This is a genomic window from Ruegeria sp. BF10 (genome assembly GCF_056538725.1).
The window spans coordinates 615,528-639,689 of sequence record NZ_JBQFTR010000002.1; the positions used below are offsets into that span (position 1 = coordinate 615,528).

A 24,162-nucleotide genomic window follows, 5' to 3' on the forward strand; every position below is an offset into this window, starting at 1 on the left:
AAAATTTGAAATTATCCGGCACCAAACAGCGCCATAAACAGTGTTCATGGGTTCCCTTCACAATGCAACAAAAAATATTATAAACAATTAACTTGTTGATATATTATAGAAAATATAGATTGCGAGGCTAAGTTCAGGACGTCAAAATAGGCTTCAGACTCGTTGGCATACTGAGAACAAAATAGTGGCGGCAAGAGCGCTGGCTGAGCCTAAGAACGGCGTTGGCAATGTCTAAGGCTCTCAAACGCTCTGCTGGGCGCTAAGTTTCATTTTTGTCTCTGTAACGGATTCTGAGTCAAAAACGCAGCCGTAAGATTTTCTAGTTTTTCAACAGTATGTCCGCACTGCTCACTTTCAGGAGTATTTCGGCGAACGGTAGCTGGCTTGATTGTTAACAACGCACTCATTTCGTCATATCGGGTCAGATCCTTGAGACAGCCAGAATCAAACGGGTGAAAATTTGCTTTTCGTGGATGCTGGGGATGCATTTGCTGATCACAGCAGTTAAGATCATTCATTGTGAAGTTTTTGGTCAGTATATTGCATCTACGTGATAAGACTGTATTGAAACAAAAGTGTTTTTCGGATGTGGGTAGGTGATGTCAAATGGAGCGCTACAGCTTGTTGATGCACCAAGCAATTGAGACCCAAATCAGCGATTTTTTCGTCCAAAGACAAGGTCTTTGTCGCCCAAGTATCAAAATCCCCTTGTTATCATAGGGGCGGGAAAGCGTCTCATTTTCTTAACAGACGCTTTCTCAGTCAGTATCAATAGTACGAAGGTATTGACGTGCGTCCGGTAATAGGGCTGTTTCATCCTATGACGACATCGCAGCATATCTTTCTCATACGGTTTCTCTGATCTGCCCCTGTTAGGGCAGACCGTTGGCTGCTTCTCAATTCTACTCTTCTTCGCACGTTGTCGGTCGGTTTTTCTCACTGGATAGATGAGGGAACTGCTATGAAGATCATCAAACTCCTACTCGCCACTGATTCCAATTTTGAAAAAGGTGCTCTTACGCATCGGTTCACTGAATACTTGAAGAAATTGCGCAAAACGCGGCTGGCCAGAGAATTCATCGGAGACGATGAGCATTCGGTCGATCTGTGTGACGTCAGCGCCCACCGGACAAATTTAGGGGTTTGAGCAACGGAGGATTTCTGGTTCATCGAAGCCATTGTGGAGCGAAGCCGAACAGGCTTTGGCGCAGGCGCTTTGGCACCTGGCGCAAACAGTCGTGCGCGCGCCCGAGGACGGCTTTGTCACAGCCGTTTCTCTACGTCCCGGAAATCGAGTGTCCATTGCACAGGGGGCGATCTCTTTTGTTGTCCCCGATGACCGCCATCTGATCGCAAGTCTACCGCAATCAAGCCGTATGAATGTTGCCGTCGGCAGCAAGATACGCCTTGCTCTGCGAACCTTGCCGGGCAGCGAGATTTCTGGGACAGTCGTATCGCTGCCCGTGGGAACGGCAGAGGGCGTTGTTGACTCGCGGGAGGGCCTTCCATCACTGCGCGAATTGGCCGGCGTGTCCAGTTATCCGGTGCTGATCGAAGTTCCGGACCAGATCAATGTCGAAGATTTCCCATTCGGGACTTCTGGCTCTGCGCTGGTGATCACGGACAAGGCGGGCGCAATCGGTGTGTTGGCGGAAATCCTGTTCTGGATCACCAAAAAGCTGAATTACATTTGAAATACTGGAGGGACGAAATGAATATAGAATATGTGATAAAAGGGATCGGTTTAGCCTTGGTTATGGCGACTGGAACAACCGCTTCCGCGCAGCAAAGCGATTGGTCCCATGAAGCGACGATTTATCTTTTCATGCCTGAAACGGAAACGTCTATCGAAACGCCGTCGGGGACATTGGACGGCACGTTGAGTTTTTCTGACGCTCTGAGCAACTTGGATTTCGCATTCATGGGCGCGTTTGCGGCATCCAATGGGCGTTGGAGCCTGCTGGCTGACTACAATTATACAAATCTATCCTTCAGCAACAGTGGTTCCGGTCCGTCTGGATCCACTCTCAACACATCATTCACCACTCAGTTCCTCAGCGGGTACGTGGCCTATCGGGTCTATGAGGACCCCGCTGTTCAACTGGACATTGCCGGTGGTTTCAGATGGTTCAGCACCGAAACAAATTTCGCGCTGACGCCCAGCTCGGCACCGGGGCGTACGACTACAGTTGACGACGATTGGGTCGATCCGGTCATTGGCGCAAGAGCACGTTTCGTATTCTCTGAAAAATGGACGGGAACCGGGTTCATCGACTATGGCGGCTTCCGCAACGGCAGCGAAACGTGGCAGGTTCTGTTGACGGCAGATTATGCCATCAACGACAGATGGGTGATCCGTGGCGGATATCGCTATATCGCCTTCGACCATGAGATCGGCGGCAATGATTTCGAGTTCCATCAGTCCGGGCCGTTGATCGGGGCGACCTACCGATTCTGATTGATTGTAAACGAAAATTGTTTTCGGTTTCGACATGGAACGAGACGTCAGACGGGCAGATCGCGCAAGTATGGTGTGTGTACCTGCCTTTTTGCGTTGTTTGCTGCGTTCCGTGAGCGGGCGTTCCAGCAACCATCCTGCTTTTCCGGCGTGATGAAGGGCTGCGTACCCGGTAACGCGGGGATAGCGCGGAACGGGTCGCAACCGATCTGCGGTCGGAATGGCCGCCTGATCCAGTATCCAGGCGGCCCCGCCTGTCAGAACCAGCGGCCAATGGCTGTGACGGATGGCGCCAGGGCTGCCGAATCCGAGATCGCCGAGAAGACGATGAATGTCGATTGCGACGACGAAGGCGTATCAAACCCGGTAAACCGGGTTGCAACGCCTCCAGTGCCGTTCAGGTTCGGGGGCGTCGAAAAGTCAGCCGGAAAATCCCAGGTTATTGGGCCGCTTTTGAAAAGAGCACCCTCAGCAGTCGTGCATGCCACGGGTGCAAGCGTGGCGGTACAGATCTGAGTACCGTCAGCGAACCGAACATAATCTCCGTTGGCGTTGCTGCCGCGCTCAATGACAGCGCCGGTCGGAACACCAGCGTTTTCCGTCACTGTTCCAAGAAGGTTTCCGGGGCCGTATCCATAGTCGGCGCGCATCAGTCGGCCCGAAGTGGTATCGCTGGCATCGGCCTGAACAGCTGTCCCCGACACGGTTCCGGCATCAGGATCAAAGGTCATCACTTCAGTCCAGTTGCCGCCGTCGGGAGACACTTTGATGGAAAATCCGGTAGTGCCAGACAGTCCCATTTCGGCGTGACCCGTCCAGTTCGATTGGAACAACAGCGACGCGGTATCACCGGCGCTGGCTTTGTTGATCTTCAGCTGATGCCCGCCGCCTTCGTGGCTCAGCAAGGTCGCCGGGCTGCGAACGGACAGACGGTTCGTACTGTCTGAATTGGTCGCAACCCCGACTCCGTCCAGGTTCTGAGTGCTGACAGGCAAGGGGGCCCAGGCTGTTCCTGTCCAGAATTTCAGATCTCCGGCCGCTTCATCCCAGGCGCGCCAGCCAATGTCGGGGGTAACGAAATGCCAGGCGTTGTCCAGCCAGACGGCAAGTTCACCGGCATGTCCTGCCCAGTCCCCGGTCGGGTTGGCTCCAAGAGCATGAACTTCGCCTTGGGCGGGAACAACAGGAGGTGTCCCGGAATCTGTTGACCGTACCGAGAGTTGCACGACCAGATCGAGCCGTCTCAGGGCTTCGTTGTGGGTAACGTGTTTTTGCGCCTGTGCCGGTTGCAGCAAAGGCAGGTTCAATCGGGGGGATGTTTGTGACACGGGGGTCCTCCTGTGGCGTCGGTCCGAAGCTTCGGTTGCGCGCTACCCTGCCGCAAAGCGCGTCAATCCTGTCTGACCGGGCCGACCGCCCAGGGAAGATTATGGTAAGATTCTGGTGTCTGCGAAGAACCCGCCGATGGGTGTTCCCGTGCAGAGCAATGCCCGAGAATCAATCTCGGGCGTAGATGTCGTCGTATCGGATGATGTCGTCTTCACCCAGATAGGTGCCAGTCTGAACTTCGATCAAAACCATGGGAACTTTCCCGGGGTTTTCCATTCGGTGTGTCGCTCCCAGCGGGATATAGACGGATTGGTTTTCGGTTACCAAACGCTCCTGATCACCGATGGTGACCTTGGCCGTGCCTTCAACCACGATCCAATGCTCGGAACGATGATGGTGGGATTGCAGGCTGAGCGACGCGCCGGGATGAACATGGATGCGCTTGACCTGAAACCTGTCTCCGATCACCAGGCTTTCGAACCAGCCCCACGGACGATGATCCACCGGCAGGGATTCTGCCTGTTTCACCCCTTTGGTCTTCAGTGCCGTAACGGCCTGTTTCACGTCCTGGGCCTTGTCCATGCTCGCGACCAGAACCGCATCGGGCATCGCAATGGCGATTACGTTTTCAAGACCCATTGCCACGACTTCCTGCGCCGGCGACTCGGACCGTATCAGTGCATTGCGGCAGTCGATTGCCGTTACTTCTCCGTTGGTCGCCACACCGTCTTCATCGGGGTTCGACAGCTCTTGAACCGCGGTCCAGCTTCCGACATCGGACCAGCCAGCGGAATAAGGCACCACGCTCAGGTTTAGGGCCTTTTCCATCACGGCGTAGTCTATTGAAATATCTTCCACGCCCGCCCATGCCGCCGGGTCCAGTCGAAGAAAGCCCAAATCCGTTTTTGCCTCGGCAACGGCCTTTTGAACCGGCGGGATAAGTTCGCTCGCATGCTGTTCAAAAGCTGCCAGGATATCGCGAACGGCAAACAGGAAGATGCCCGAGTTCCAAAGATAGCTGCCATCCGACAGCATCGCCTCGGCCGTTTTCCGGTCAGGTTTTTCCACAAAACGATCCAATGGGACAACCTCATGGGTCGATTCCGGAGGATGGCGGAGTTTGAGATAGCCGTAACCGGTTTCCGGGTGTGTCGGAGTGATGCCAAAGGTAACCAGATCGCGTCGTTCATTTATTGCCCGAACGCCTTCGGCGACGGCTTGATGAAAGGCGTCCATGTCCGGAACCACGTGATCAGACGGCGCCACCAGCATGATGCCATCCGGATCTCGTGCCGCCAGATACAAGGCTGCGGCAAGAACGGCGGGGGCGGTGTTTCGACCCTCGGGCTCGATCAGAACTGGGCCGGGGTCAATTCCGACGGCCATCAATTGTTCGGGGACAATAAAGCGAAATGCCTCGTTGGTCAGAATCAGGGGCTTTGCATATGGCTCTTGAGATGGCCCGCGCATCCGTTCCGCGCAATTCTGCAACAGGCTTGTTTCGCCGACCAGAGGAACGAATTGCTTGGGATAGCTTTTGCGTGACAGGGGCCACAAACGTGTTCCCGATCCACCGCAAAGAATGACGGGGTAGACTGTATTGGTCATGCACGTGCCTTCGAATTGCGGGTGACTGACGGTATTGCCATGTTTTTAGACAAGTAAAACAATCTGTGGCTACTGAGCGGCTTTCCCCGTGGCGACAATGTCATTCAGATATTGGCTCAGATCATCGCGCAGGTCTTCGCGGGCAAGAGCAAAGGCAACGGTGGCTTGCAGAAAGCCTGATTTTGAACCGCAATCAAAACGCTGACCGTCGAATTTGTAACCGAAGGCCGGCACTCCGGCGGCAATGTCCTGGGCGATGGCGTCGGTCAGCTGGATTTCGCCGCCGCTTCCGGTTTTTTTTGCGTTGAGGTTGTCGAAAACGGAAGGCCGAAGCACATACCGGCCGATGACCGCCAGATTGGACGGTGCTTCCGATGGGTCAGGCTTTTCAACCATGCCTCTGGTGGGGACGACAGACCCGATATTGTCGCCAACATCGAGCACGCCGTAAGAACTTGTCTTCTCCTTCGGAACTTCCATCGCCGCGACCATGTTGCCACCGGTGTCTTCGTAAGCCTCGATCATCTGTTGCAGACAGGGTTTGTCGGCGGCGATGACGTCGTCAGGCAGCATGACGGCAAATGGTTCATCACCGATCAGCCGACGGGCACACCAGACCGCGTGTCCAAGCCCCAGAGCTTTGTGCTGGCGGATATAAGCGATCGCGCCGCTTTCCATATTCGTTTTGTTCAGCACTTCCAGAAGCTTGTTCTTGCCTTTGGCTTTCAGCTCCTGCTCCAGAACCAGGTTGTGGTCGAAATAATCTTCCAGCGCGGATTTTCCGCGTGACGTTACGAAAATGAACTCCTTGATCCCGGCTGCACGGGCTTCGTCAATGGCGTATTGCACCAATGGACGATCCACCAGCGTCATGATTTCTTTTGGAACGGATTTGGTCGCTGGCAAAAAACGCGTTCCCATGCCCGCTACTGGAAAAACCGCTTTGGTAACTTTGCGTGTCATGGTGCCTCTCAATTATCAAGTTTTGCCAGCAGAGCAGGATATGTCCGGAATGTCCTCATAGGCCGCAATACCCTGTCAATCAATGATGCCTGATGGATCAGGCTGCTATCAGTCAAATCGTGCCACCTTGCCAGGGAGGAGTCAAAAGCCCGGTCTGATGCGGTATCCATACAATGTTTGTGTACCATGTGCTTGGATCATTGGCTGACTGTACGGTGAAGAGCGGGATAAATCGCTTCGGTCCATCACGAATAATTCATAGGCCTGTTCCCCACGGCGTGTTTTGCAGATCATGGCGTTCCCCGAACCGACCCGACTGTGTTGCCGCGCCGCGTATCATGTTATTTTTGCGTGATTTTCCCAACCTGAAAACCGCAACCCGCCCAAAGCCGTCCACAACCCTCCTTTTCGGAAGCAAGGGGCCTGAAGGACATACCGCGTCAAAGGATGCAGACGGACAGAGTATCTTGCTTCGCATAAGGGCGGCTGACCGCCTTGTTCAACGCGTCCGTGTTTTTGATTTTCCCTTTCCAATTCTGTTTTCGAATGGGCAACAATTGTTGCTTGCCTCTAAGGATAGGTTCTGGGAACGCCTGATTGTTTCACAATGGATCGATAAACTGGCCGGGTGTCAGAGTCGGCTGGGCACCATGGTTTGCCTCACGGGGCCAGGCTTGTTTTCATCGGCGCGTCCGGAAAACAGGTCGGTGCGATCCCCAGGGTCTCTTGCCACCGACCTATCGAACGACGGGTTCTGAACCCTGGCAGCCCATCGACGCCTCCGACATCATGCCCTTTTTGTTCCAGCGCCTGCTGCATCTTGGCGATATCGGATCTGTACAGCCCGCCGACCTTTCCCCAAGTGCCGCTGAAATCGCCGATACCGTATTGAATGCGGTCGCCAACATGGCCGACAAACAAGGCATACAGGTCGCTTTTGTTGTATTCCTTAAGAACGTAGAAGTTTGGCGTAACAAGAAAAGCCGGACCATGTCGTCCTGCGGGCATCATCAAATACCCGTCACCACGCAGCTCGTGGGCCGGAAAGGGTTTGCCCGAGACGCGACGTATCCCCATCTCAACCCAGTCCTGGATAGGTCGCCCCTGATCTGGGCCTTCCAAAGCGCACGAGACGTTTTTGGGTACGAAAACCTCGAAGCCCCAGTCCCGTGCAGTGACCCAGCCATGTTTCTTGAGGTAGTTTCCGATTGAAGCAATCGTATCTTCGGGTGACCCCCAAATATCAGCCGCCCCGTCGCCGTTGCCGTCAGCAGCATACGACAAGTAGCTGGACGGCATGAACTGAGGCTGGCCCAAAGCGCCAGCCCAACTGCTTTTCATTTGTCGCGCGGGCTGGTGCCCTGCTTGTGCGATTTGCAGGGCGGCAACAAGCTCGGCGGTGAAATAGTCGGCACGGGTGCTCATGAAGGCCTTGGTCGACAGTACCCTGAAAGCATCATGACGGATTGGAACTTGTCCGTATCCGCTCTCTCTTCCCCAGATCGCCAGAATAATGCGGGCTGGAACGCCGGTTTCGGCTTCGACCGCCGCCAGGGTTGCGGCATGGCGCCTTGCCATTTTACGGCCTTCCGATGTTGCGCCTTGCACCGACCCCGGATTGAAATAGCGACCGGGTGAGCCAAACTCGGCCTGCTTCTGGACCTTGGGGGTTTTGCGTGCGCTTCCCGGCGGCACCAGATCCGGCAAGTTCCACGCAAGGGTCACGCCGGAGAGGGCTGCTTGCATTGTCTCGCGTGTCACACCCTTGGCCCTTGCCCGGGGCCAAATCGTTTCCTGCAACCACGATTGAAACTGGCGTTCAATCGCCGCACGATCCTGTGCCAGCGTGGGTTGAGAGAGGAGGATTAATCCCAAAGAGAAAAACAGAATACGCATCATTGTTTTGTCTGTCCCGGCTGGGAATGCAAGTCAACGGGAAGATATCGCGCATCCCCGGACCCGTTACACCCGAAATTGAGTTGGGGCCTGACCTGGGCAATTTGCGGTTTGGAAAAACTCTTGAGAAAATTCACACACTTGCCGATAGTCGAATGGAAATTGTTTGAGGAAAGGGCAGTCTGTTATGGCACGAGTCAATATGCCCAACCCAATCCCTCTGCTCATGGTGGCCGTGATCCTGTCGGTGTCGATGTCGCAAATGGTTGCCGCCAGCGACAGTTTCATGGACCCGCAAGGACCCATTGCCGCCATCCAGAAAACGCATCTGCTGCGGGCGACCGCTGTGATCATGGTGGCTGTTATCCCTGTGCTGATACTGGTGCCGTTGATCGCGTTTCGTTATCGCCGCCGAAGGAACAGTCACGCAGCTTACCGACCGGATTGGGATTTTTCCGCGAAACTGGAATTCCTCATGTGGGGTGTGCCCGTTGTGATCGTGGCGCTCCTGTCGTTCTACCTTTGGAAGGCCACCCATCGGCTTGATCCTTACGCGTCGACCTTTGGCGAAGACCCGGCCTTGCGTGTGCAGGTTGTCGGACTGGATTGGAAGTGGCTGTTCATCTATCCCGATCTTGGTATTGCCAGTGTGGGTGAGTTCGGCATTCCCACCAAAAGGCAAGTGGCCGTGACGCTGACCACCGATACCGTCATGCAATCCTTCATGATCCCTGCGCTGGCCGGCCAGATTTACGCAATGCCGGGCATGACCACCCAACTGCATCTGGTAGCGGACGCGCCCCAAGTCATGCAAGGCGAGAACACGCAGTACAACGGGCGCGGCTTTACCAAACAGAAATTTCGCACCGTAGCGATGCACAATGATGAGTTCGAAGCATGGGCGCAAAAAGTTCGTGAAAATGGTATCCAACTGAACCCTGCAACTTATCAGACGCTTGCGATGCGGACGGACAGGGATGAGGTGCAGGCGGCACTGGGCACTGACAAGATGCCAAAGGACGCGCTGTACTTCACGATGGAACAAGATTTGTTTCAAACGATCCTGCACCGCTATCACAAAGGCAAAGCGCTGCCGGTGGATCAACAGCCGGGAACGGCATCCTTCGGGCAGGAGGGGCAGCAATGACGCCGTCCTATTCAGGGTTCCTTGGCCGCCTCGACTGGGATGCGCTTCCGATCACAGGGTTGATCCAGAACCCGAACGCAAATGAGATCGTTGCCAACGCTGCTGCCGCAATCGTTTTGGTTGGCGTTGTCGTCGTGGTCAGCCTGCTTAGCTGGTTTCGGTTGTGGACGCCCCTTTGGCGCGATTGGCTGACCAGCGTTGATCACAAGAAGATAGGGATCATGTATGTCGTCTTTGCCATCGTCATGCTGGCGCGCGGCGTGTTGGAAGGCGTCGTCATGCGCGCGCAGCAGGCCGCCGGCCCGGGCGACGGGTTCCTGGAAGCCGAACATTTCGCCGAGTTGTTCAGCACCCATGGCACGATCATGATTTTCTTTGTCGCGGTGCCCTTTGTCTTTGGTATCGCGAACTATGTCGTTCCGCTGATGATCGGGGCGCGGGATGTGGCGTTTCCTCGGTTGAACCAGATCAGTCTGGGCCTGACGGTGTCCTCCGGCATGATGCTTATGGTTTCGCTGGTGGTGGGGCGGTTCTCGACCGGTGGCTGGACGGCCTACCCGCCGTATACCGGGGCCGCCTTCAATCCGGGCGTTGGGCCTGACTACTGGATCTGGGCGATCGTTGTTTCGGGTGTCGGCACAACGCTCACCGGGATCAATTTCGCCGTCACGATCTACAAGATGCGCGCGCCGGGCATGACCTTCATGCGGCTGCCGATGTATTGCTGGACCATCATATGCAGTTCGATCCTGATCGTCTTTGCCATGCCGCCGTTGGGCGTCGCGGCGCTGTTGCTGGCGGCGGACCGCTATTTGGACTTCCACTTTTTCACCAATGACCTCGGCGGCAACATGATGAACTATGCCAATCTTTTCTGGCTGTTCGGCCACCCCGAGGTTTACCTGCTGGTTCTACCTGCCTACGGCATCTACTCTGAGGTTTTTGCGACCTTTTCGGCCAAGCGGCTCTACGGCTACAACTCGCTTGTCATCGCCACGATGTCCATCGCGGTTCTGTCGTTTACGGTATGGCTGCACCATTTCTTCACCATGGGGCAGAGCGCCCTGATCAACGCTGTATTTGGTATCGCAACGATGCTGATCGCCATTCCCACCGGTGTAAAAGTCTATGATTGGATGGCGACTCTGTGGCGGGGTCGCATCCGGTTCTCGGTGCCGATGTTGTATGGCTTGGCGTTTTTGATGTTGTTCGTGATTGGTGGCCTGAGCGGGGTGATCCTGGCCAATCCGACCGTGGACTATCAGGTACACAATACGCTGTTCCTGGTGGCCCACTTCCACAACGTATTGTTGCCGGGGGTGCTGTTTGGTCTTTTGGCCGCCTATAACTACTGGTTCCCCAAGGCGTTCGGCTTTCGCCTGAACGAGGTCTGGGGCCGCGTCACGGTTGCCCTCTGGACCATAGGGTTTTTGCTGACCTTCATGCCGCTCTATTTCGTTGGGCTGATGGGGATGCCGCGTCGTTCTTTCAGTTACGATGACCCATCCTTCCATCCTTTCATGATGGTGGCGATCGTTGGGGCGCTGGTGATTACCTGCGCGTTGTTCTCGGTTCTGATCCAGCTTTGGGTCAGCATCCGCGACCGCGAAAAGACCCGCGTTCCCGTTGGGGATCCATGGGATGGGCGGACGTTGGAATGGTCAATCCCGTCGCCGCCGCCGCCATACAACTTTGCGATCATTCCAACTGTTACGGATCGGGATGATTTTGCAGCAGCAAAGGACAAGGGTGCAGCCTACCCAACGCCCGACGCCTATGAAGATATCGAATTGCCGCGCAATACAGGCATTGGCTTTGTCCTGTGTGTTCTGAGCGGTATCTGGATGTTCGCGCTGGTCTGGTGGATCTGGTGGTTGGCTGCATTGATGACGGTTCTGATGATCCTGGCGGTGATCGTCTGGACGTTCGATGACAGCACCGAGCTGACCATACCAGCGGAAGAAGTGCGCAAGGATCACGAAGCCTGGCTTGCACGGGTTCACGGCGAAAGGGCGGTGGATCGCGATTTTGAAACGTCTCCGGAAAATCGCGGCCTCGCCCGCCCCGATCTGGAGGCGGTGACATGAAGCGCGCGCCCACCCACAGCTATCCAGGTATCAATCTGGGGGAACGCCACGCGAGTGCTCATAAGGCGACCGAGGTCGTCACCTTCGGGTTCTGGGTCTTTTTGATGAGTGACCTGGTCTATTTCGGCCTGATGTTTGCGATCTATATCACGATGATCGATGCGCAGGCCGGTGGTCCCGGCCCGCACGAGCTGTTTGATCTCAAAAGCATCTTTGCGCAGACGCTCATCCTGTTGACAAGCAGCCTGACGGTTGGCCTTGCCATGCTGGCGCTGAAATACAATCTGCCGCGCGCTCGGATTGTCTTGTGGTTTGGCGTCACGCTTTTACTGGGGATCAGTTTCCTTGTGCTTGAGGTGCGTGATTTCATGGCCATGGCGGAACAAGGTGGCATTCCGCAGCGCAGCGGATTCTTGTCGGCCTTCTTCGGACTCGTTCCTCTGCATGGTCTGCACGTCGCCGCAGGATGCTTGTGGCTGATCGTTCTGGGAATCCAACTGCGCATGAAAGGGATGACGGACGTCATTATCTCACGCGTAGTGCGGTTGGCACTGTTCTGGCATTTTCTCGACCTGATCTGGATCGGGATCATCACCATCGTTTATTTCGGAGGTCTGACCTATGGATAAGCGCTCTGAAATGCACCGTCGCGAGCGTCGGCGCTATGTGATCGGATACGGTGGCTCGCTATTGCTGACGCTGGCAATGTTCGGCGCGGCCTACCTGTTTGGGATCGAAACCCCCGGTGTCTACCTGACCATTGGATTGCTGGGTCTGGCCCAACTTGTTCTGCAACTCGTTTATTTCCTGCACATCGATCGCCGGCGCAGCAGCCGCGAAGACCTGCATCTGGTTCTGTTTTCCACCATGGTTCTGTTGATCATGATCCTTGGAACGGTCTGGGTGCTGGGCAATCTGGCAGTTCGAATGCATATGCATGTGATGTAATTTTCGTGGATTGCAGAAAAAAGGGGATGTGAGAAAGAAGCCACTCAAAACTAAGGCCGTGGCTTTGGTAATCGCTGCAATTGCGGACGGGCTTGTTCTGGTCTGGAGGCACTGAAAAGCGGGTTGAAAGCGAAACAGGATGATTTTTTGTTTTCGCGGGCACAGTTTGAAATAGCGGAAACCAACCTTGCCTGAGCCAAGATCCGTGCTGCGGCCGATGGATGGGTCTCAAACCTGACCCTTCGCCCCTGATCCTCGGTGTCCGCCGACGCACCGCAATTCTCGTATAGTCGAGTCTTCCGATTGGTGGGTGGACGGCAAATGACCCCTGCGGCGGTGCTCAGCCAGAACGTGACGCCTTACAACCCTGCGGCCCAAGCTTATCGGCCGCACGGCCTTGCACCAGACAGCGCTGAAGGTGCTGCCATTCTGGGCCAGGAAATCATGAAGCAGGCCGAGATGATTTCCTATCTGACCGTGTTCAACAATCTGGGTCTGCTTGCCTTGGCGACAATTCCATTGCTTTTCTTCTGTCGTGCTCCGAATTCCGGGTCAGGTGTTGCCGCTCATGTGCATTAGCGCGTCAAGGTCAGCCCAAGCCACAGGGCGAACCAGCACAGCGCCAGGCTGATCAGGATATTGCCAGCCGCCAGAACCAGAGTGCGCTCGCGCCGAAGTTCAAGAGATTGATAGGCAAAGCTGGAAAACGTGGTGAACCCGCCGCAGAATCCAAAGACCAGCCGTCTTTGGTCTTCGGGGATGTCGACAGGGCCGCCCAGATAGCCGATCCAGACCCCCAGCAGCAGGCTGCCCACTACATTGACGATCAACGTTGAAAAGGGCAAGTCGTGCCGCACTTTCAAAGCCAGCCAATGACGTAGGACCGCCCCCAGGCCTCCGCCCAGTCCGAACATCGCATGAAGATAGAGGTCATTCATGACGGTGACCTTTCGGAATGAAAACGGTTGCCCAGCTTCTCTCCGACCAGCGCAGCGCCAATTCCGAAAGCGATTTCCAACCCGACGGCAAGCGGCACGGCCCACGGATCACTTCCGGCAATACGTTCCAGATCAGCCACAAAAGACGAAAAGGTGGACAACCCACCACAAAACCCGACCGCGCCCAGATGCAGCACATGCGCGTGCACCTTGTGACGTATTGAATACAGCCACCCCAGGACGAAACAGGCCGCCACGTTGATGCCGAAGGTCGACGTCAGGAAACCGAGGCCGGGGATTTCCAGCGCGAATACTTCGCGCAGCAACGATCCCAGCGCCCCGCCGGCAAAGACAGCGAGAAACATAAGGCTCTTTCGGTCGCGCCGGGGTTGGGAATGCGTCTTTGTCACGTGTATGCCTGTCGTGTTCTGGTATGCGTGGCATATCCACTGGCGACACCCTGTTCAACTGTCGAGCGGCCGTAACGCGTTTTCACGTTTTCGTCTTTGAGCGGATAAATTCCTGCGAAAGCTTGCAATTAAAAATCAATCTGTTTCACGTTGAGTGCTGTTGGAACGCGCAACGACCGGTCGGAAACACAAGGAGACAGGAACATGATTGTACGCAGGATCTACTATTTTCTGAGCTATGTCTGCTTGCCGCTCGTGTTGCTGTTGGGGTTCTTCTGGCCACCCCTACATTGGCTTTTGGTCATCTTGGTGCCCTACGCGGTCATCGGCCTTTACGACATTCTGACAACCAAGCACAATGTGCTGAACAACTATCCGGTTCTGGGTCATTTCCGGTACATGCTTGAATTCGTCAGCCCGGAAATCCGACAGTATTTCGTTGAAACCAACGAAAGCGGCAGACCTTACAACCGGATCATTCGCGGGCTGGTTTATTCTCGCGCCAAGGGCCAGATGGACACGCAGGCTTTCGGAACACAATACGACATTAACGAGGTTGGCTATCACCGCGCAAATCACTCACTTGCGCCCAAACACGTAGATGAAAGTGAACTCCGCGTGATGCTGGGTGGACCGCAATGCACAAAGCCATACAGCGCCTCGCGTCTCAATGTTTCGGCCATGAGTTTCGGCGCGCTTAGCGCCAACGCCATCCGCGCGCTGAATGGCGGGGCAAAGGACGGAGGCTTTGCCCACAACACCGGTGAAGGCGGGTTGTCTCCTCACCATCTGGCCGAAGGCGGCGACATCATCTGGCAGATCGGGACGGGCTATTTTGGGTGTCGAACGCCGGAAGGCGGATTTGACAAGGACAAGTTTGCCGAAAGGGCCACAAAGGATGTGGTCAAGGCAATCGAGATCAAATTGTCCCAAGGTGCCAAGCCTGCGCATGGGGGCGTTCTGCCCGCTGCCAAGGTCGATGCCGAAATAGCCGAAATCCGCGGGGTGCCCGAGCATCAGGATGTGATTTCCCCCCCAACTCACAGTGCTTTTGACGGGCCCTCGGGGTTGATGCATTTTGTTCAACATCTGCGCGAAATGTCAGGCGGCAAACCTGTCGGCTTCAAATTGTGTATTGGCAACCCGTCCGAATTCATGTCGATCTGCAAGGCCATGCTCGAGACAGGGATTTTGCCGGACTTCATCACCATTGATGGATCGGAAGGGGGAACGGGCGCGGCTCCGGTCGAGTTCACCAACCGTCTGGGCATGCCCCTGAACGAGGCGCTGATTTTCGCAAACAATTGCCTGCGTGGGGTTGGGCTGCGTGACAAGATCCGGATCATTTGTGCGGGCAAAGTGGCGACCGGATACGACATGGTCGAGAAATTCGCGCTTGGTGCAGATATGTGCAACGCCGCGCGGGCGATGATGTTTGCCGTAGGTTGCATTCAGGCCTTGCATTGCAACACCAACCGTTGCCCGTCCGGGGTCGCCACCCAGGATCCCGTTCGGGGGCGCGCGGTGAACATCCCGCAAAAGCGGCGGCGCGTTCACCGGTATCACGATGCAACACTGGAAAGCTTCCGCGAACTCTTGGGTGCGATGGGAAAGGAAAAAGTGTCCGAGCTGCATCCACGCGACATTTTGCGGCGCACGGCGGACGAGCATGAGCGCACCTATGGCGAGCTTTACACCTATCTCGAGGATGGTGCATTGCTGGCAGATGTGGTTCCCGAGGAATTCGCGGCGGATTGGAAACGCGCTTCGGCATCTCATTTCTGAGGCGGGATCCGGAACAAACAACCGTTTACCCAGAAGGGGTGTGGGCGAATTGCGCCCGCGCCCGCCGTTTCGACATGTGGCTTACCTCAACTGGGGTTCGATCTGGGATTGTTGACCACATGCGTGTTGATCCTGCGAATGCTCCATTCAACGGCATCCCGCATCGCGCGCCCCAAGGCCAAATCAAACGCTTTGATCAGATCTGATGTCTGGTCGCTCGCTGAAATGACGTTTTCCTGAAACGAATTCGAGGCGATGATCTTGTCGTCGTATTCATCGATGACCTTGATGTTCATGCGCACTTCGATACGGATTTTGTCTCCGTTCTCGGGGTCCGCGACAACAATGCCCTGAAACTCGCGCAGGTCCGGTGCGATCACGTAATCAGCGCGCAACCCAACCGTTGACCGGCCAACGGCGGCGACTTTGCCAGAATTCTCAAAGCTTTCGATCAACAGCGTCTGAACGATCAGAGGTGCCCGATCCACCCAACGTGCCTGTGGCAGATACTGGACCTGAAACGGGGTGGGCTGAATGGCGATCTGATCCGTGTTCACCGCGGCGGTTGCTGTTGGTTCTTCAACGACGATCTGTTTCTGTATTCGCGGCAGCGCCGACGAAAACGTGCTTTTGGGTGTCAACAGATACAGATCGTTGGGTTTCGCGGCTTGTTTCAAAGTGCCCAACCCGGCACATCCACCGACCAATGCAAACGTCAGAATTGCAATTGCAGGCTTGATCATTGACGGAACTCCGATGCTTGGGTGCCCAGCAGAAACCGCGCAGGATCACGTTCGACCTTGTCCACCAGACGGTCGAGGCTGATCACCAGACGTTGGGATTCTTCGATGAAGCGGATGAATTGCGGCAGACCCACACGCAGGAAGTCCGATACCTGCCGGCGGTTGGTCTGAACGATGCCGTCAATTGTCCCCAGCAGCTCTGAGGCAGAGTTCGAAGCGCTCAGGACATCGTCTGAAATCTGATCGATCTTGCCGGTGATGTTCGAGACTGTTTCGGTGACCTGGTTGGCCGCCTTCCGGATATCTTCCGCAACGGGCGCCACGTCTTCTTCCATGACGCGGTTGGCTGATTCAAAGGCCGTTTCCGCCGAAGATAACGCCCCTTTGGCCGTGTCCATTGTGGATGTTATCGAACCAAGTGTCGTGTTGGCGTTCAACACGGTCTCGTTCACGATCCCCAAAGTGACGCTGCCCTCATCCGACAAGAGGGTCAACCGTTCGGCCAGTTGCGACCCGCGTTCGATGAAAGGTCGAACGTCCTGCTGCAAGATGCGGTCTGCTGTTTCGATCGTCGTTTTCGCTTCGTCCAGCGCGGCCCTGGCTGACTCGGACGCGGATTTAACCGAATTGAGCGTCTCCGTGCCAGTCTTGAGGGTCGTATCGGCCGTTTCGATCAGAGGGTCCAGACGTTTCGAAAACTCACCAATATCCTTGGCTGCACTGCCAATGTCGCTGGCCACGGATTCAAAACTTGTCAAAGTCTTGTCCAGCCGGCCCGTCGCAGAGGCAAGGTTGTCCAGAATGCTGTTCACGGCTTGGCGGTTCTTGTCGTCAACGACCTTGTTCAGGCTTTCCAGTAGGGTTACGGCTTCGTCCAGCACCTTCGGTGCGCCTTCAAACAATGACTGGATGGTGCTGCGCTTGCTTTTGATCACGCTGTCCTGCGGCAGCCTTTTGGCAGTCGGCGACCCGCCGGTAAGTTCAACGTAACCGACGCCGGTTACACCCAGCGATTGAAGCTGGGCGATCGTTTCTTCGGTGATCGGAATATCTGCATCCACTTCTATACGCACGCGAACCTTGGACGGATCGTCCTTGTCCAGGTTCAAAGAGAGCACCTGCCCAACAGGAAGACCGTTGAAATTTACCCCACCCGCCGCCGAAAGCCCCGAGACGTTGTCGAACAATACATCGTAATAAGCGTATTGGCGGGTCACTTCGAATTTCGCCAACCACAGGAAAAAGCCGAATACGCCCAACAGCCCCGCAAGGGTGAACGCGCCGATCAGGATGTAATTTGCTCTGGTTTCCATCGCTTTTACCTGCCCTGACCCTTCTGTTGCGCCGCGCGGGCGCGGGGGCCTGTGAAATATTCCTGCACCCAAGGATGGTCCACTTTGGTCATATCCTCAATCGGACCTTCAACCAGCACGCGTTTTTCTGCAAGCACTGCAATTCGGTCGCAGATGGCGTAAAGGCTGTCCAGATCGTGGGTGACCATGAAAACAGTCAACCCAAGTGCCTGCTGCAATTCGCCGATCAGTTCATCATATGCAGCCGCGCCAATCGGGTCCAATCCGGCAGTCGGTTCATCCAGAAAAACGATTTCGGGATCAAGCGCCAGCGCCCGCGCCAGTGCGGCGCGCTTTCGCATGCCGCCCGACAGTTCCGATGGAAACTTGCCGCAACTCAGCTGGGGCAGACCCACGAGGCTGATCTTCAACGCACCCAGTGACTCCATCAGTTTTTCACTGATGCCCGTGTGCTCTCGCAGTGGGGCCATCACGTTTTGCAATACGGTCAGCGATGAAAACAGCGCGCCGTCCTGAAAGGCCACGCCCCAGTGGCGTTCGATCCTGCGGCGATCTTCTTCAGGGCCGTTCAAGACATCCACGCCCAGCACTTCGATACTGCCGGCGGCTGGCTTGTTCAGACCCACAATCGTACGAAGCAAAACGGATTTTCCGGTTCCGGACCCGCCAACAATGCCCAGAACCTCGCCACGCCAGACATCAAGGTTCAGATCGTCATGAACCACCTGCGTTCCGAATTGGCTTCTGAGACCGCGAACGCGGATTACGGCGTCACGCTGCGATGCGTTCTGTTCCGTTTCGTGTTGCGTGCTATCGTTCATGTCAGATTCCGATTTCGGAAAAGAAAATCGAAAACAATGCGTCGATTGCAATCACCATGAAAATGGATTGCACGACCGAGGCGGTTGTGCGCTGCCCCACACTCTGGGCCGACCCTTTGACCTGCAAGGCCTGCCAGCAGGCTATGACCCCGATGACCAATGCAAAGAACGGTGCCTTGATCAAGCCAACTGCAAGTTGCCAGACATCGGTGTTTTCTTTCAGACGAGTGACAAACATGCCCGGGCTTACGCCCAGATCGATCCAGCTCATCAGGGCGCCGCCGAATAGGCCGGCCATATCTGCGACAAAGCCAAGAATGGGCAGCATGATCAGCAACGCCAACACACGCGGAATGACCAGAACCTCGATCGGGTCAAGGCCCAGTGTTCGCATGGCGTCGATCTCTTCCTGTACTTTCATCGAACCAATCGAGGCCGTGAATGCCGAACCCGAGCGGCCGGCGACGATAATGGCGGTCAGCAAAATTCCCAGCTCTCGCAGAATCGAGATCGAAATCAGTTCGACCACAAAGATTTCGGCCCCGAACTGTTTCAATTGTGTCGCACCCTGAAAGGCCAGCACGACACCGATCAGAAAACCCATCAGGGCCACGATGGGAAGGGCTTTGACCCCGGTTTCCTCCATATGAGTGACAAGGGCCGCTTTGCGCAGGCGCCACGGCATGATCAGGGTCCGAAACAAGCGGTGCAGGGTGAGGCCCAGAAATTCGAGGATCGACAGGGTATCCTTCCAGGCTCCGAATGTGCCCTGACCCACATGAGCAACCCAGTCCAGAAATCCACGAGGGTCCTCGAGCTTGCCGGGTTTGTCCGGGATACTGCGGGTCACGGTTTCTATCAGCGCCGCATGCGCGGGTTTCACGCCTTGAATTTCCAGCGTGGCACCGTTTGACGTGAACCTCCGGCCCAGGTCTGCAACCAGCCAGGCTCCGCCCGTGTCCAGTGCTTCGACGCCGGACAGATCAAAAATGACATTGCCCCCGCAAGGTTTGACCGCCGCAAAATCACGCTCCACGGTTTGCAGGGATTGTGTGAGCAACTCACCAGAAATGCGCACTTGTTTACCGCTGGCGTCGCGCTCTGATGTTATCGTTGGCTGCGTCATGGTGCCATGTGAAGTAAAACATTCAATGCCCGCAATGACTTTGTGCCATGTGACCCGGTTTTTGCCGCAAAGAATGGCCTTGGCGTCACGCCGGACCATGAGTTGGAGCAAGCGTAACTGGGCACCAGGAACGTATTTTTTTCGGTTCAAGTCAGGCCGGAAAAGAAAACGCAGGGCTGTTCGACTAATCGGTTGCGCGAAGATCGGAAGCGGGACACATTCCGCTGCGGAACCCTGGGTGCGGAATTCGGAGAAGTCGGTATGCATAACGCCAAGAACGTTCTGTTCATCATCATCGACCAATTGAGGGCAGATTGCCTGAACGGCGCTCTGGCCGAGCACGTGAAGCTACCGAACCTGCGGGCTTTCATGGACGAAGCGGTGAGTTTTACGCGCCACTTCTCTGTCACCAACCCCTGTGGGCCATCCCGCGCATCGATTTTGACCGGCCAATACGCGATGAACCATCGTTCCGTGCGAAATGGTACGCCGCTGCGTCATGATACGCCGAACATCGCCACGGAAATGCGAAAGGCGGGTTATATGCCGATGCTGTTCGGGTACACCGATACGTCTGCCGACCCCCGAGTCCATGATCCCAACGACCCCGTGCTCAAATCTTACGAGCAACCGATGAACGGGTTCCTTGAAGTTGTCGAAATGCGCCTGGAAGAGTCATACCCCTGGCAATCGTATTTGATGAAGAAAGGCTACACGTTCGATACATATTGGGATGTCTACAAGCCTGTCTCTCCGGATGGTCACGCTCCCAAGCTGAACGACCCGGCCATGTATCGGGCGGAACACAGCGACACAGCCTTCCTGACCGATGCGTTTCTGGACGGTATTGCACCTCATCGTGGCCAGGGGTGGTTTGCTCATCTGACGTACATCCGTCCGCATCCACCTTTGGTTGCGCCTGCTCCGTATAACGACATGTACGATCCGGCGGATATACCGCTGCCGCAGCGATTGCCGAGCGAAGCCGCTGAGAAGGCGCTTCATCCGTTTTTCGGGCCAAAGCTGGACGCCTATACGGCAGAAAAGTTTGTTCATGGCTTTGCTGATGTTGAGCCAACGGATGAAAATATACGCACTTTGCGCGCCGTTTATCTGGGATTGGCGACCGAGGTCGATCACCATATCGGGCGCGTTGTTCAGTATCTCAAGGACAGCGGGCAATACGACGATACCATGCTGATCATAACGGCTGATCATGGCGAAATGCTGGGCGATAGGTACAGCTGGGGGAAAATGACTGTGTACGATGCGGCCTATCACACACCGTTGATGATACGCCTGCCGGGGAACGAGGCACGGGCCGGCGCAAAAGTCACCGTTCCTACCGAATCAATTGATGTCACGCCGACAATCCTTGATTGGATTGGGCAGACAGTTCCAAACGCCATGGATGGCAGGTCTTTGCTACCCTTGTTGCATGGCGACGTTCCCGATGACTGGCGCAGCTATTCCTTCAGCGAGCTGGATTTCTCGGAACCCGAAGAACCGACCGTCTGGCAACAGCGGTTGGGAACGGGCAACAGTGATTCATGTCTGGGAATATTGCGGGACGAACGATTCACGTTGATCGAATTTGCAGCTGACCTCCCGCCGATCCTGTTTGACCACCAGGGACAGGGAGAATTCGAAAATCTTGCGGAAAACCCCGAGTTTGCGGACGATCTTGCCCGGTTGGGCAGACAGATGCTGCGCCATCGGATGCGAAACATGGATCATACCTTGTCGTTGCACTCCATCACTTCCGAAGGCGCGAAGTCCCGTTCCAGGTATTAGGATCACTGCCCGCTTTCGTCCTCTTTTCAGTTGGATCAGGCAAGTTGCATGGGACTTTTTGTCGTTCATCAATTCCACTACCGGCGCATCAATTCTGATGGTACCCATGGGGTGTGGAGAAGACGAACCTGGACATCACCGAACAGCGCATAAAGGCGATGACGACTGCCGGACTGAATCTCATCGGTCAGGCGCTTTCGATCTATGACAGCAACCTGAAACTGGTGCTGAGCAATCGTCGGTTCAAGGAAATGTTCGACCTGCCGGACGAGCTGGTCGAACGCGGAGCCTTGTTTCGGGATACCATCCATTTTCTCGCCAGCCGTGGCGAATACGGTGACGAAGAAAGTGTGGAAGAAATGGTGAACCTGCGCGTCGAGCAGGCTTTGGCGTTTGAGCCTCATTACATGGAACGCGTAAGGCCCAACGGGCAGGTTATCTCGATAGAAGGCGCGCCGCTGCCGCAGGGTGGATGGGTTGCGGTCTATACCGACATAACCGGCACCCGGCGTGCAGAAAACCTGCTGCGGGCGCGATCGGAAGAACTGTCGGAACAATTGCTCGGCCACGCCGAAGAACTGTCAGCAACCAACCGAAAGCTTGCGGCCACCATCAAGGCATTGGAAGAGGCCAAACGCGAGCTGACCGAGATCGAAGCCCGCACACGCATGATGACGGAAATGATGCCGGCTCATATCGCGCATTTGGATAGCACTGGTCGATATGACTACTCCAACCGCCGTTTGAGTGCGGTCCTGCCCGGGCGCCCGTCGGAAATTCTGGGGCTTCACATATCTGAAGCGCTTGGTGCCGCCGCGTTTCGGCGGGTCGAAGCGCATCTGGCAAAAGCATATGGCGGAGAAGCTTCCGTATTCGAGTTCAACGAGGATCAGGATTCCCGCCGCATCCGGGTTTCGTTCACGCCGGATGACGCCGGAGGCGTCTATGTAATGTCGGTTGATATCACCGAAGAAACGCAGGCGCGCGTCGTTTTGCAGCAAACGCGCCGGCGGGCCATGGCCGCCCAGATGACCAGTGGATTGGCTCATGACTTCTCCAATTTGCTGACGATCATCCTTGGGATGCAGTCCAAACTGAACAAAATGGACCTGCCGGATGAAGCACATGAACTGGTTGCCGCGACACAGCAAACCGCGCGTCGGGGTGGGCAATTGCTGAACCGAATTGCAGACATGACCGGGAACCGAACGCCACAGCCTCAGGCCACGGACATGAAGGCGCTGCTGGAAGACCTGAGAATATTGGCCTCGCCTTCCTTGCCGCGCGGCGTCGGTTTGTCGGTGGTCAACACTTTGCCGGACCGGGCTTTGATGCTGGATCCGGGAATGGTGCAGGATGCGTTGCTGAACCTGGTGCTGAATGCGCGGGATGCCTGTGGCAGTTCGGGCCAGATTACAATCAGCGCGCACACCATCGGAGAAATTTGGGTTGAAATCGCCGTATCAGACACTGGCCCGGGCTTTACACCCGAGGCGCTGGAAAAGGCGCTGAACCCGTTCTTTACCACCAAGGGAAGCGACGGGTCGGGGCTGGGTCTGCCCATGGTGTATGACACTGTGAAGCTCGCCGGTGGCGATTTGCATCTCAAAAACACGCCATCAGGCGCGTCCGTTGTTTTGCGGCTGCCCTATCGGCCAGCTCCGCCCGTGCAAGGCGGTTTGGTGCTTCTGGTCGAAGACAGCGAAGATCTGCGGGGGCAGTTTCGGGATATGCTGGTAGAGCTGGGCTTCGCCGTCATCGAGGCCAATTCGGTAGATGAGGCGCTGGCGTTGATAAACAGCGTTGAAGACATTTCTCTTGTCCTGTCCGATATCCGTCTGGAAGGAAGTGGTACCGGTCTGGACATTTTGCGGCAGGTGAAGCCGGGATTGCCATGTATCCTTATGACGTCGCTGCCCAGTTCGGACCCGTTGTACCAGCGCGCCCTTGCGTTGGCCCCGGTGTTGCGTAAACCGTTTTCGCAGGCTCAATTGTCAGCTCTGATCCAAACCGAGGCCGCCTGATGACGCAACCGCTGGTTACCATCCTCGACGACGAACCCGAAATCCGACGCATCCTGACTGACGCTCTGGAGGATGCCGGGTTCCGAACGCAGAGTTTTTCCCGCGCGCGAGAGTTCGAGGCTGCGCTCAATCGTGTGACGCCTGATGTCTGTCTGGTCGACCTGTCTTTGCCGGACACGGATGGGCTGGCGTTGGTTCATCGTCTGGCGCTGGAACAAGGCGCGGCCGTGATCATCATTTCGGGGCGGGCGCAGGTGCAGGACCGTGTTACGGGGCTGGAACTTGGCGCAGACGACTATATTACGAAACCGTTTGACCCTGCGGAAGTCGTGGCGCGGATCAGGGCAAGGTTAAGAACACCCCGCACTCAGACCTCACATTCGGATACGGCGGAATTCAACGGCTGGACCGCACATTTTGACCGATATGTTCTTGAAAGTGACACAGGTGAGGAAACACCGTTCAGCCATGCCGAGGGGGAAGTCCTTCGTCTGTTTCTGGAAAGCCCCAAGCGGCTGATCAGCAGGGGGCAAATGCAGGAGTCCCTGGGCGGTGCAGCCGGCGACAGTTTTGACAGGGCGATGGATGTTCGGATTTCCAGGTTACGCACAAAGCTGGGAGAGGACCCCAAGAACCCGCGGTTGATCAAGACGATCTATGGAGCAGGGTATATATTCTTGGGTGATGTTGGTTGGAAGTAGATGCAGATCCGACCGGTAGAAACTTGGTCAGATGAGTTGTTTTCCATGTCTGTTTGAACCGCCCCGGTTTT

General features: G+C 55.8%; 23 protein-coding genes. 12 read left to right on the forward strand and 11 right to left on the reverse strand.

The annotated features are described in order from the left end of the window. Positions 1-266 precede the first annotated feature (266 nt). Entirely contained in the window at positions 267-518 is a 252-nt protein-coding gene (locus ACR0DJ_RS12555; RefSeq protein ID WP_480686269.1) for a hypothetical protein, read from the reverse strand. Positions 519-961: 443 nt separating this feature from the next. On the opposite strand from ACR0DJ_RS12555, the gene ACR0DJ_RS12560 reads away from it, so the two are divergent. From ACR0DJ_RS12560 to ACR0DJ_RS12570, 3 genes are all read left to right on the forward strand, one after another. Next, positions 962-1,147 carry a hypothetical protein gene (locus ACR0DJ_RS12560; RefSeq protein ID WP_425079091.1) on the forward strand — a complete coding sequence of 62 codons (186 nt, stop codon included), beginning with the start codon at positions 962-964 and terminating at the stop codon, positions 1,145-1,147. A 31-nt stretch (positions 1,148-1,178) separates the two neighbouring features. Continuing rightward, the gene (locus ACR0DJ_RS12565; RefSeq protein ID WP_480686270.1) at positions 1,179-1,694 is read left to right on the forward strand and encodes an HlyD family secretion protein; all 516 of its coding nucleotides are present in this window, start codon (positions 1,179-1,181) and stop codon (positions 1,692-1,694) included. Between the two features lie 131 nt (positions 1,695-1,825). Then, the gene (locus ACR0DJ_RS12570; RefSeq protein WP_480686271.1) at positions 1,826-2,458 is read left to right on the forward strand and encodes an outer membrane protein; all 633 of its coding nucleotides are present in this window, start codon (positions 1,826-1,828) and stop codon (positions 2,456-2,458) included. Between the two features lie 257 nt (positions 2,459-2,715). Here ACR0DJ_RS12570 and ACR0DJ_RS12575 read toward each other — a convergent pair whose 3' ends face one another. The 4 genes from ACR0DJ_RS12575 to ACR0DJ_RS12590 form a co-directional block, all read right to left on the reverse strand. Then, positions 2,716-3,786: a DUF2793 domain-containing protein gene (locus ACR0DJ_RS12575; protein ID WP_480685192.1), complete on the reverse strand. Its 1,071-nt coding sequence runs from the start codon at positions 3,784-3,786 to the stop codon at positions 2,716-2,718. Positions 3,787-3,955: 169 nt separating this feature from the next. Continuing rightward, positions 3,956-5,395 carry a mannose-1-phosphate guanylyltransferase/mannose-6-phosphate isomerase gene (locus ACR0DJ_RS12580; RefSeq protein ID WP_480685194.1) on the reverse strand — a complete coding sequence of 480 codons (1,440 nt, stop codon included), beginning with the start codon at positions 5,393-5,395 and terminating at the stop codon, positions 3,956-3,958. Between the two features lie 69 nt (positions 5,396-5,464). Beyond that, positions 5,465-6,358 (reverse strand): UTP--glucose-1-phosphate uridylyltransferase GalU, encoded by an 894-nt coding sequence (gene galU, locus ACR0DJ_RS12585; RefSeq protein WP_170347094.1) that lies wholly within the window; start codon positions 6,356-6,358, stop codon positions 5,465-5,467. A 660-nt stretch (positions 6,359-7,018) separates the two neighbouring features. Continuing rightward, positions 7,019-8,254: a lytic murein transglycosylase gene (locus tag ACR0DJ_RS12590; protein ID WP_425079310.1), complete on the reverse strand. Its 1,236-nt coding sequence runs from the start codon at positions 8,252-8,254 to the stop codon at positions 7,019-7,021. Positions 8,255-8,456: 202 nt separating this feature from the next. On the opposite strand from ACR0DJ_RS12590, the gene ACR0DJ_RS12595 reads away from it, so the two are divergent. The 5 genes from ACR0DJ_RS12595 to ACR0DJ_RS12615 all read left to right on the forward strand — a co-directional run bounded on the left by ACR0DJ_RS12595 (position 8,457) and on the right by ACR0DJ_RS12615 (position 13,015). Continuing rightward, positions 8,457-9,401, forward strand: coding sequence for a cytochrome ubiquinol oxidase subunit II (locus ACR0DJ_RS12595; RefSeq protein ID WP_480686272.1), 945 nt, complete (start codon positions 8,457-8,459; stop codon positions 9,399-9,401). Beyond that, a complete protein-coding gene (locus ACR0DJ_RS12600) occupies positions 9,398-11,488 on the forward strand; it encodes a cbb3-type cytochrome c oxidase subunit I (RefSeq protein ID WP_480685197.1) in 2,091 nt (696 codons plus the stop codon). The genes ACR0DJ_RS12595 and ACR0DJ_RS12600 overlap by 4 nt, the downstream gene beginning before the upstream one ends. Then, positions 11,485-12,117, forward strand: a complete 633-nt coding sequence (locus ACR0DJ_RS12605; protein WP_170347099.1) for a cytochrome c oxidase subunit 3 — start codon at positions 11,485-11,487, stop codon at positions 12,115-12,117. Before ACR0DJ_RS12600 ends, ACR0DJ_RS12605 begins: the two co-directional genes overlap by 4 nt. Next, entirely contained in the window at positions 12,110-12,436 is a 327-nt protein-coding gene (locus ACR0DJ_RS12610) for a cytochrome o ubiquinol oxidase subunit IV (RefSeq protein WP_254440049.1), read from the forward strand. The genes ACR0DJ_RS12605 and ACR0DJ_RS12610 overlap by 8 nt, the downstream gene beginning before the upstream one ends. Positions 12,437-12,757: 321 nt before the next feature. Further along, positions 12,758-13,015: a hypothetical protein gene (locus ACR0DJ_RS12615; protein WP_170347101.1), complete on the forward strand. Its 258-nt coding sequence runs from the start codon at positions 12,758-12,760 to the stop codon at positions 13,013-13,015. Here ACR0DJ_RS12615 and crcB read toward each other — a convergent pair. Then, positions 13,012-13,374: a fluoride efflux transporter CrcB gene (gene crcB, locus ACR0DJ_RS12620; RefSeq protein ID WP_170347103.1), complete on the reverse strand. Its 363-nt coding sequence runs from the start codon at positions 13,372-13,374 to the stop codon at positions 13,012-13,014. The genes ACR0DJ_RS12615 and crcB overlap by 4 nt on opposite strands. After that, the gene (locus ACR0DJ_RS12625) at positions 13,371-13,739 is read right to left on the reverse strand and encodes a fluoride efflux transporter FluC (protein WP_170347106.1); all 369 of its coding nucleotides are present in this window, start codon (positions 13,737-13,739) and stop codon (positions 13,371-13,373) included. The genes crcB and ACR0DJ_RS12625 overlap by 4 nt, the downstream gene beginning before the upstream one ends. Before the next feature lie 249 nt (positions 13,740-13,988). On the opposite strand from ACR0DJ_RS12625, the gene ACR0DJ_RS12630 reads away from it, so the two are divergent. After that, positions 13,989-15,569 (forward strand): FMN-binding glutamate synthase family protein, encoded by a 1,581-nt coding sequence (locus ACR0DJ_RS12630; protein WP_425079084.1) that lies wholly within the window; start codon positions 13,989-13,991, stop codon positions 15,567-15,569. 86 nt (positions 15,570-15,655) lie between these two features. On the opposite strand, the gene ACR0DJ_RS12635 is transcribed toward ACR0DJ_RS12630, so the two are convergent. Genes ACR0DJ_RS12635 through ACR0DJ_RS12650 form a run of 4 tightly spaced genes read right to left on the reverse strand, consistent with a single transcriptional unit; the run spans position 15,656 to position 19,572 of the window. Then, positions 15,656-16,312, reverse strand: a complete 657-nt coding sequence (locus ACR0DJ_RS12635; protein ID WP_425079083.1) for an ABC-type transport auxiliary lipoprotein family protein — start codon at positions 16,310-16,312, stop codon at positions 15,656-15,658. Beyond that, complete coding sequence (locus tag ACR0DJ_RS12640; protein ID WP_425079082.1) at positions 16,309-17,625, reverse strand: MlaD family protein; 1,317 nt, start codon at positions 17,623-17,625, stop codon at positions 16,309-16,311. Before ACR0DJ_RS12640 ends, ACR0DJ_RS12635 begins: the two co-directional genes overlap by 4 nt. Positions 17,626-17,630: 5 nt before the next feature. Continuing rightward, positions 17,631-18,446, reverse strand: coding sequence for an ABC transporter ATP-binding protein (locus tag ACR0DJ_RS12645; RefSeq protein ID WP_170347114.1), 816 nt, complete (start codon positions 18,444-18,446; stop codon positions 17,631-17,633). Position 18,447: 1 nt separating this feature from the next. After that, positions 18,448-19,572 carry an ABC transporter permease gene (locus tag ACR0DJ_RS12650; RefSeq protein ID WP_171614558.1) on the reverse strand — a complete coding sequence of 375 codons (1,125 nt, stop codon included), beginning with the start codon at positions 19,570-19,572 and terminating at the stop codon, positions 18,448-18,450. Between the two features lie 261 nt (positions 19,573-19,833). On the opposite strand from ACR0DJ_RS12650, the gene ACR0DJ_RS12655 reads away from it, so the two are divergent. The 3 genes from ACR0DJ_RS12655 (at position 19,834) to ACR0DJ_RS12665 (ending at position 24,091) form a co-directional block, all read left to right on the forward strand. Then, positions 19,834-21,366, forward strand: a complete 1,533-nt coding sequence (locus tag ACR0DJ_RS12655) for an alkaline phosphatase family protein (protein WP_480685198.1) — start codon at positions 19,834-19,836, stop codon at positions 21,364-21,366. 158 nt (positions 21,367-21,524) lie between these two features. After that, complete coding sequence (locus ACR0DJ_RS12660) at positions 21,525-23,390, forward strand: PAS-domain containing protein (RefSeq protein ID WP_425079309.1); 1,866 nt, start codon at positions 21,525-21,527, stop codon at positions 23,388-23,390. After that, a complete protein-coding gene (locus ACR0DJ_RS12665) occupies positions 23,390-24,091 on the forward strand; it encodes a response regulator transcription factor (protein ID WP_170347119.1) in 702 nt (233 codons plus the stop codon). Before ACR0DJ_RS12660 ends, ACR0DJ_RS12665 begins: the two co-directional genes overlap by 1 nt. The last annotated feature ends 71 nt before the right edge of the window (positions 24,092-24,162 follow it).

Bases quoted from the DNA above. Each gene is read 5' to 3' on its own strand.
- ACR0DJ_RS12555 (WP_480686269.1), bottom strand. From the start codon at position 518: ATGAATGATCTTAACTGCTGTGATCAGCAAATGCATCCCCAGCATCCA.
- ACR0DJ_RS12560 (WP_425079091.1), top strand. From the start codon at position 962: ATGAAGATCATCAAACTCCTACTCGCCACTGATTCCAATTTTGAAAAA.
- ACR0DJ_RS12570 (WP_480686271.1), top strand. From the start codon at position 1,826: ATGCCTGAAACGGAAACGTCTATCGAAACGCCGTCGGGGACATTGGAC.
- ACR0DJ_RS12580 (WP_480685194.1), bottom strand. From the start codon at position 5,395: ATGACCAATACAGTCTACCCCGTCATTCTTTGCGGTGGATCGGGAACA.
- galU (WP_170347094.1), bottom strand. From the start codon at position 6,358: ATGACACGCAAAGTTACCAAAGCGGTTTTTCCAGTAGCGGGCATGGGA.
- ACR0DJ_RS12590 (WP_425079310.1), bottom strand. From the start codon at position 8,254: ATGCGTATTCTGTTTTTCTCTTTGGGATTAATCCTCCTCTCTCAACCC.
- ACR0DJ_RS12595 (WP_480686272.1), top strand. From the start codon at position 8,457: ATGCCCAACCCAATCCCTCTGCTCATGGTGGCCGTGATCCTGTCGGTG.
- ACR0DJ_RS12600 (WP_480685197.1), top strand. From the start codon at position 9,398: ATGACGCCGTCCTATTCAGGGTTCCTTGGCCGCCTCGACTGGGATGCG.
- ACR0DJ_RS12605 (WP_170347099.1), top strand. From the start codon at position 11,485: ATGAAGCGCGCGCCCACCCACAGCTATCCAGGTATCAATCTGGGGGAA.
- ACR0DJ_RS12610 (WP_254440049.1), top strand. From the start codon at position 12,110: ATGGATAAGCGCTCTGAAATGCACCGTCGCGAGCGTCGGCGCTATGTG.
- ACR0DJ_RS12615 (WP_170347101.1), top strand. From the start codon at position 12,758: ATGACCCCTGCGGCGGTGCTCAGCCAGAACGTGACGCCTTACAACCCT.
- crcB (WP_170347103.1), bottom strand. From the start codon at position 13,374: ATGAATGACCTCTATCTTCATGCGATGTTCGGACTGGGCGGAGGCCTG.
- ACR0DJ_RS12625 (WP_170347106.1), bottom strand. From the start codon at position 13,739: ATGTTTCTCGCTGTCTTTGCCGGCGGGGCGCTGGGATCGTTGCTGCGC.
- ACR0DJ_RS12630 (WP_425079084.1), top strand. From the start codon at position 13,989: ATGATTGTACGCAGGATCTACTATTTTCTGAGCTATGTCTGCTTGCCG.
- ACR0DJ_RS12635 (WP_425079083.1), bottom strand. From the start codon at position 16,312: ATGATCAAGCCTGCAATTGCAATTCTGACGTTTGCATTGGTCGGTGGA.
- ACR0DJ_RS12640 (WP_425079082.1), bottom strand. From the start codon at position 17,625: ATGGAAACCAGAGCAAATTACATCCTGATCGGCGCGTTCACCCTTGCG.
- ACR0DJ_RS12645 (WP_170347114.1), bottom strand. From the start codon at position 18,446: ATGAACGATAGCACGCAACACGAAACGGAACAGAACGCATCGCAGCGT.
- ACR0DJ_RS12650 (WP_171614558.1), bottom strand. From the start codon at position 19,572: ATGACGCAGCCAACGATAACATCAGAGCGCGACGCCAGCGGTAAACAA.
- ACR0DJ_RS12655 (WP_480685198.1), top strand. From the start codon at position 19,834: ATGCATAACGCCAAGAACGTTCTGTTCATCATCATCGACCAATTGAGG.
- ACR0DJ_RS12660 (WP_425079309.1), top strand. From the start codon at position 21,525: ATGACGACTGCCGGACTGAATCTCATCGGTCAGGCGCTTTCGATCTAT.
- ACR0DJ_RS12665 (WP_170347119.1), top strand. From the start codon at position 23,390: ATGACGCAACCGCTGGTTACCATCCTCGACGACGAACCCGAAATCCGA.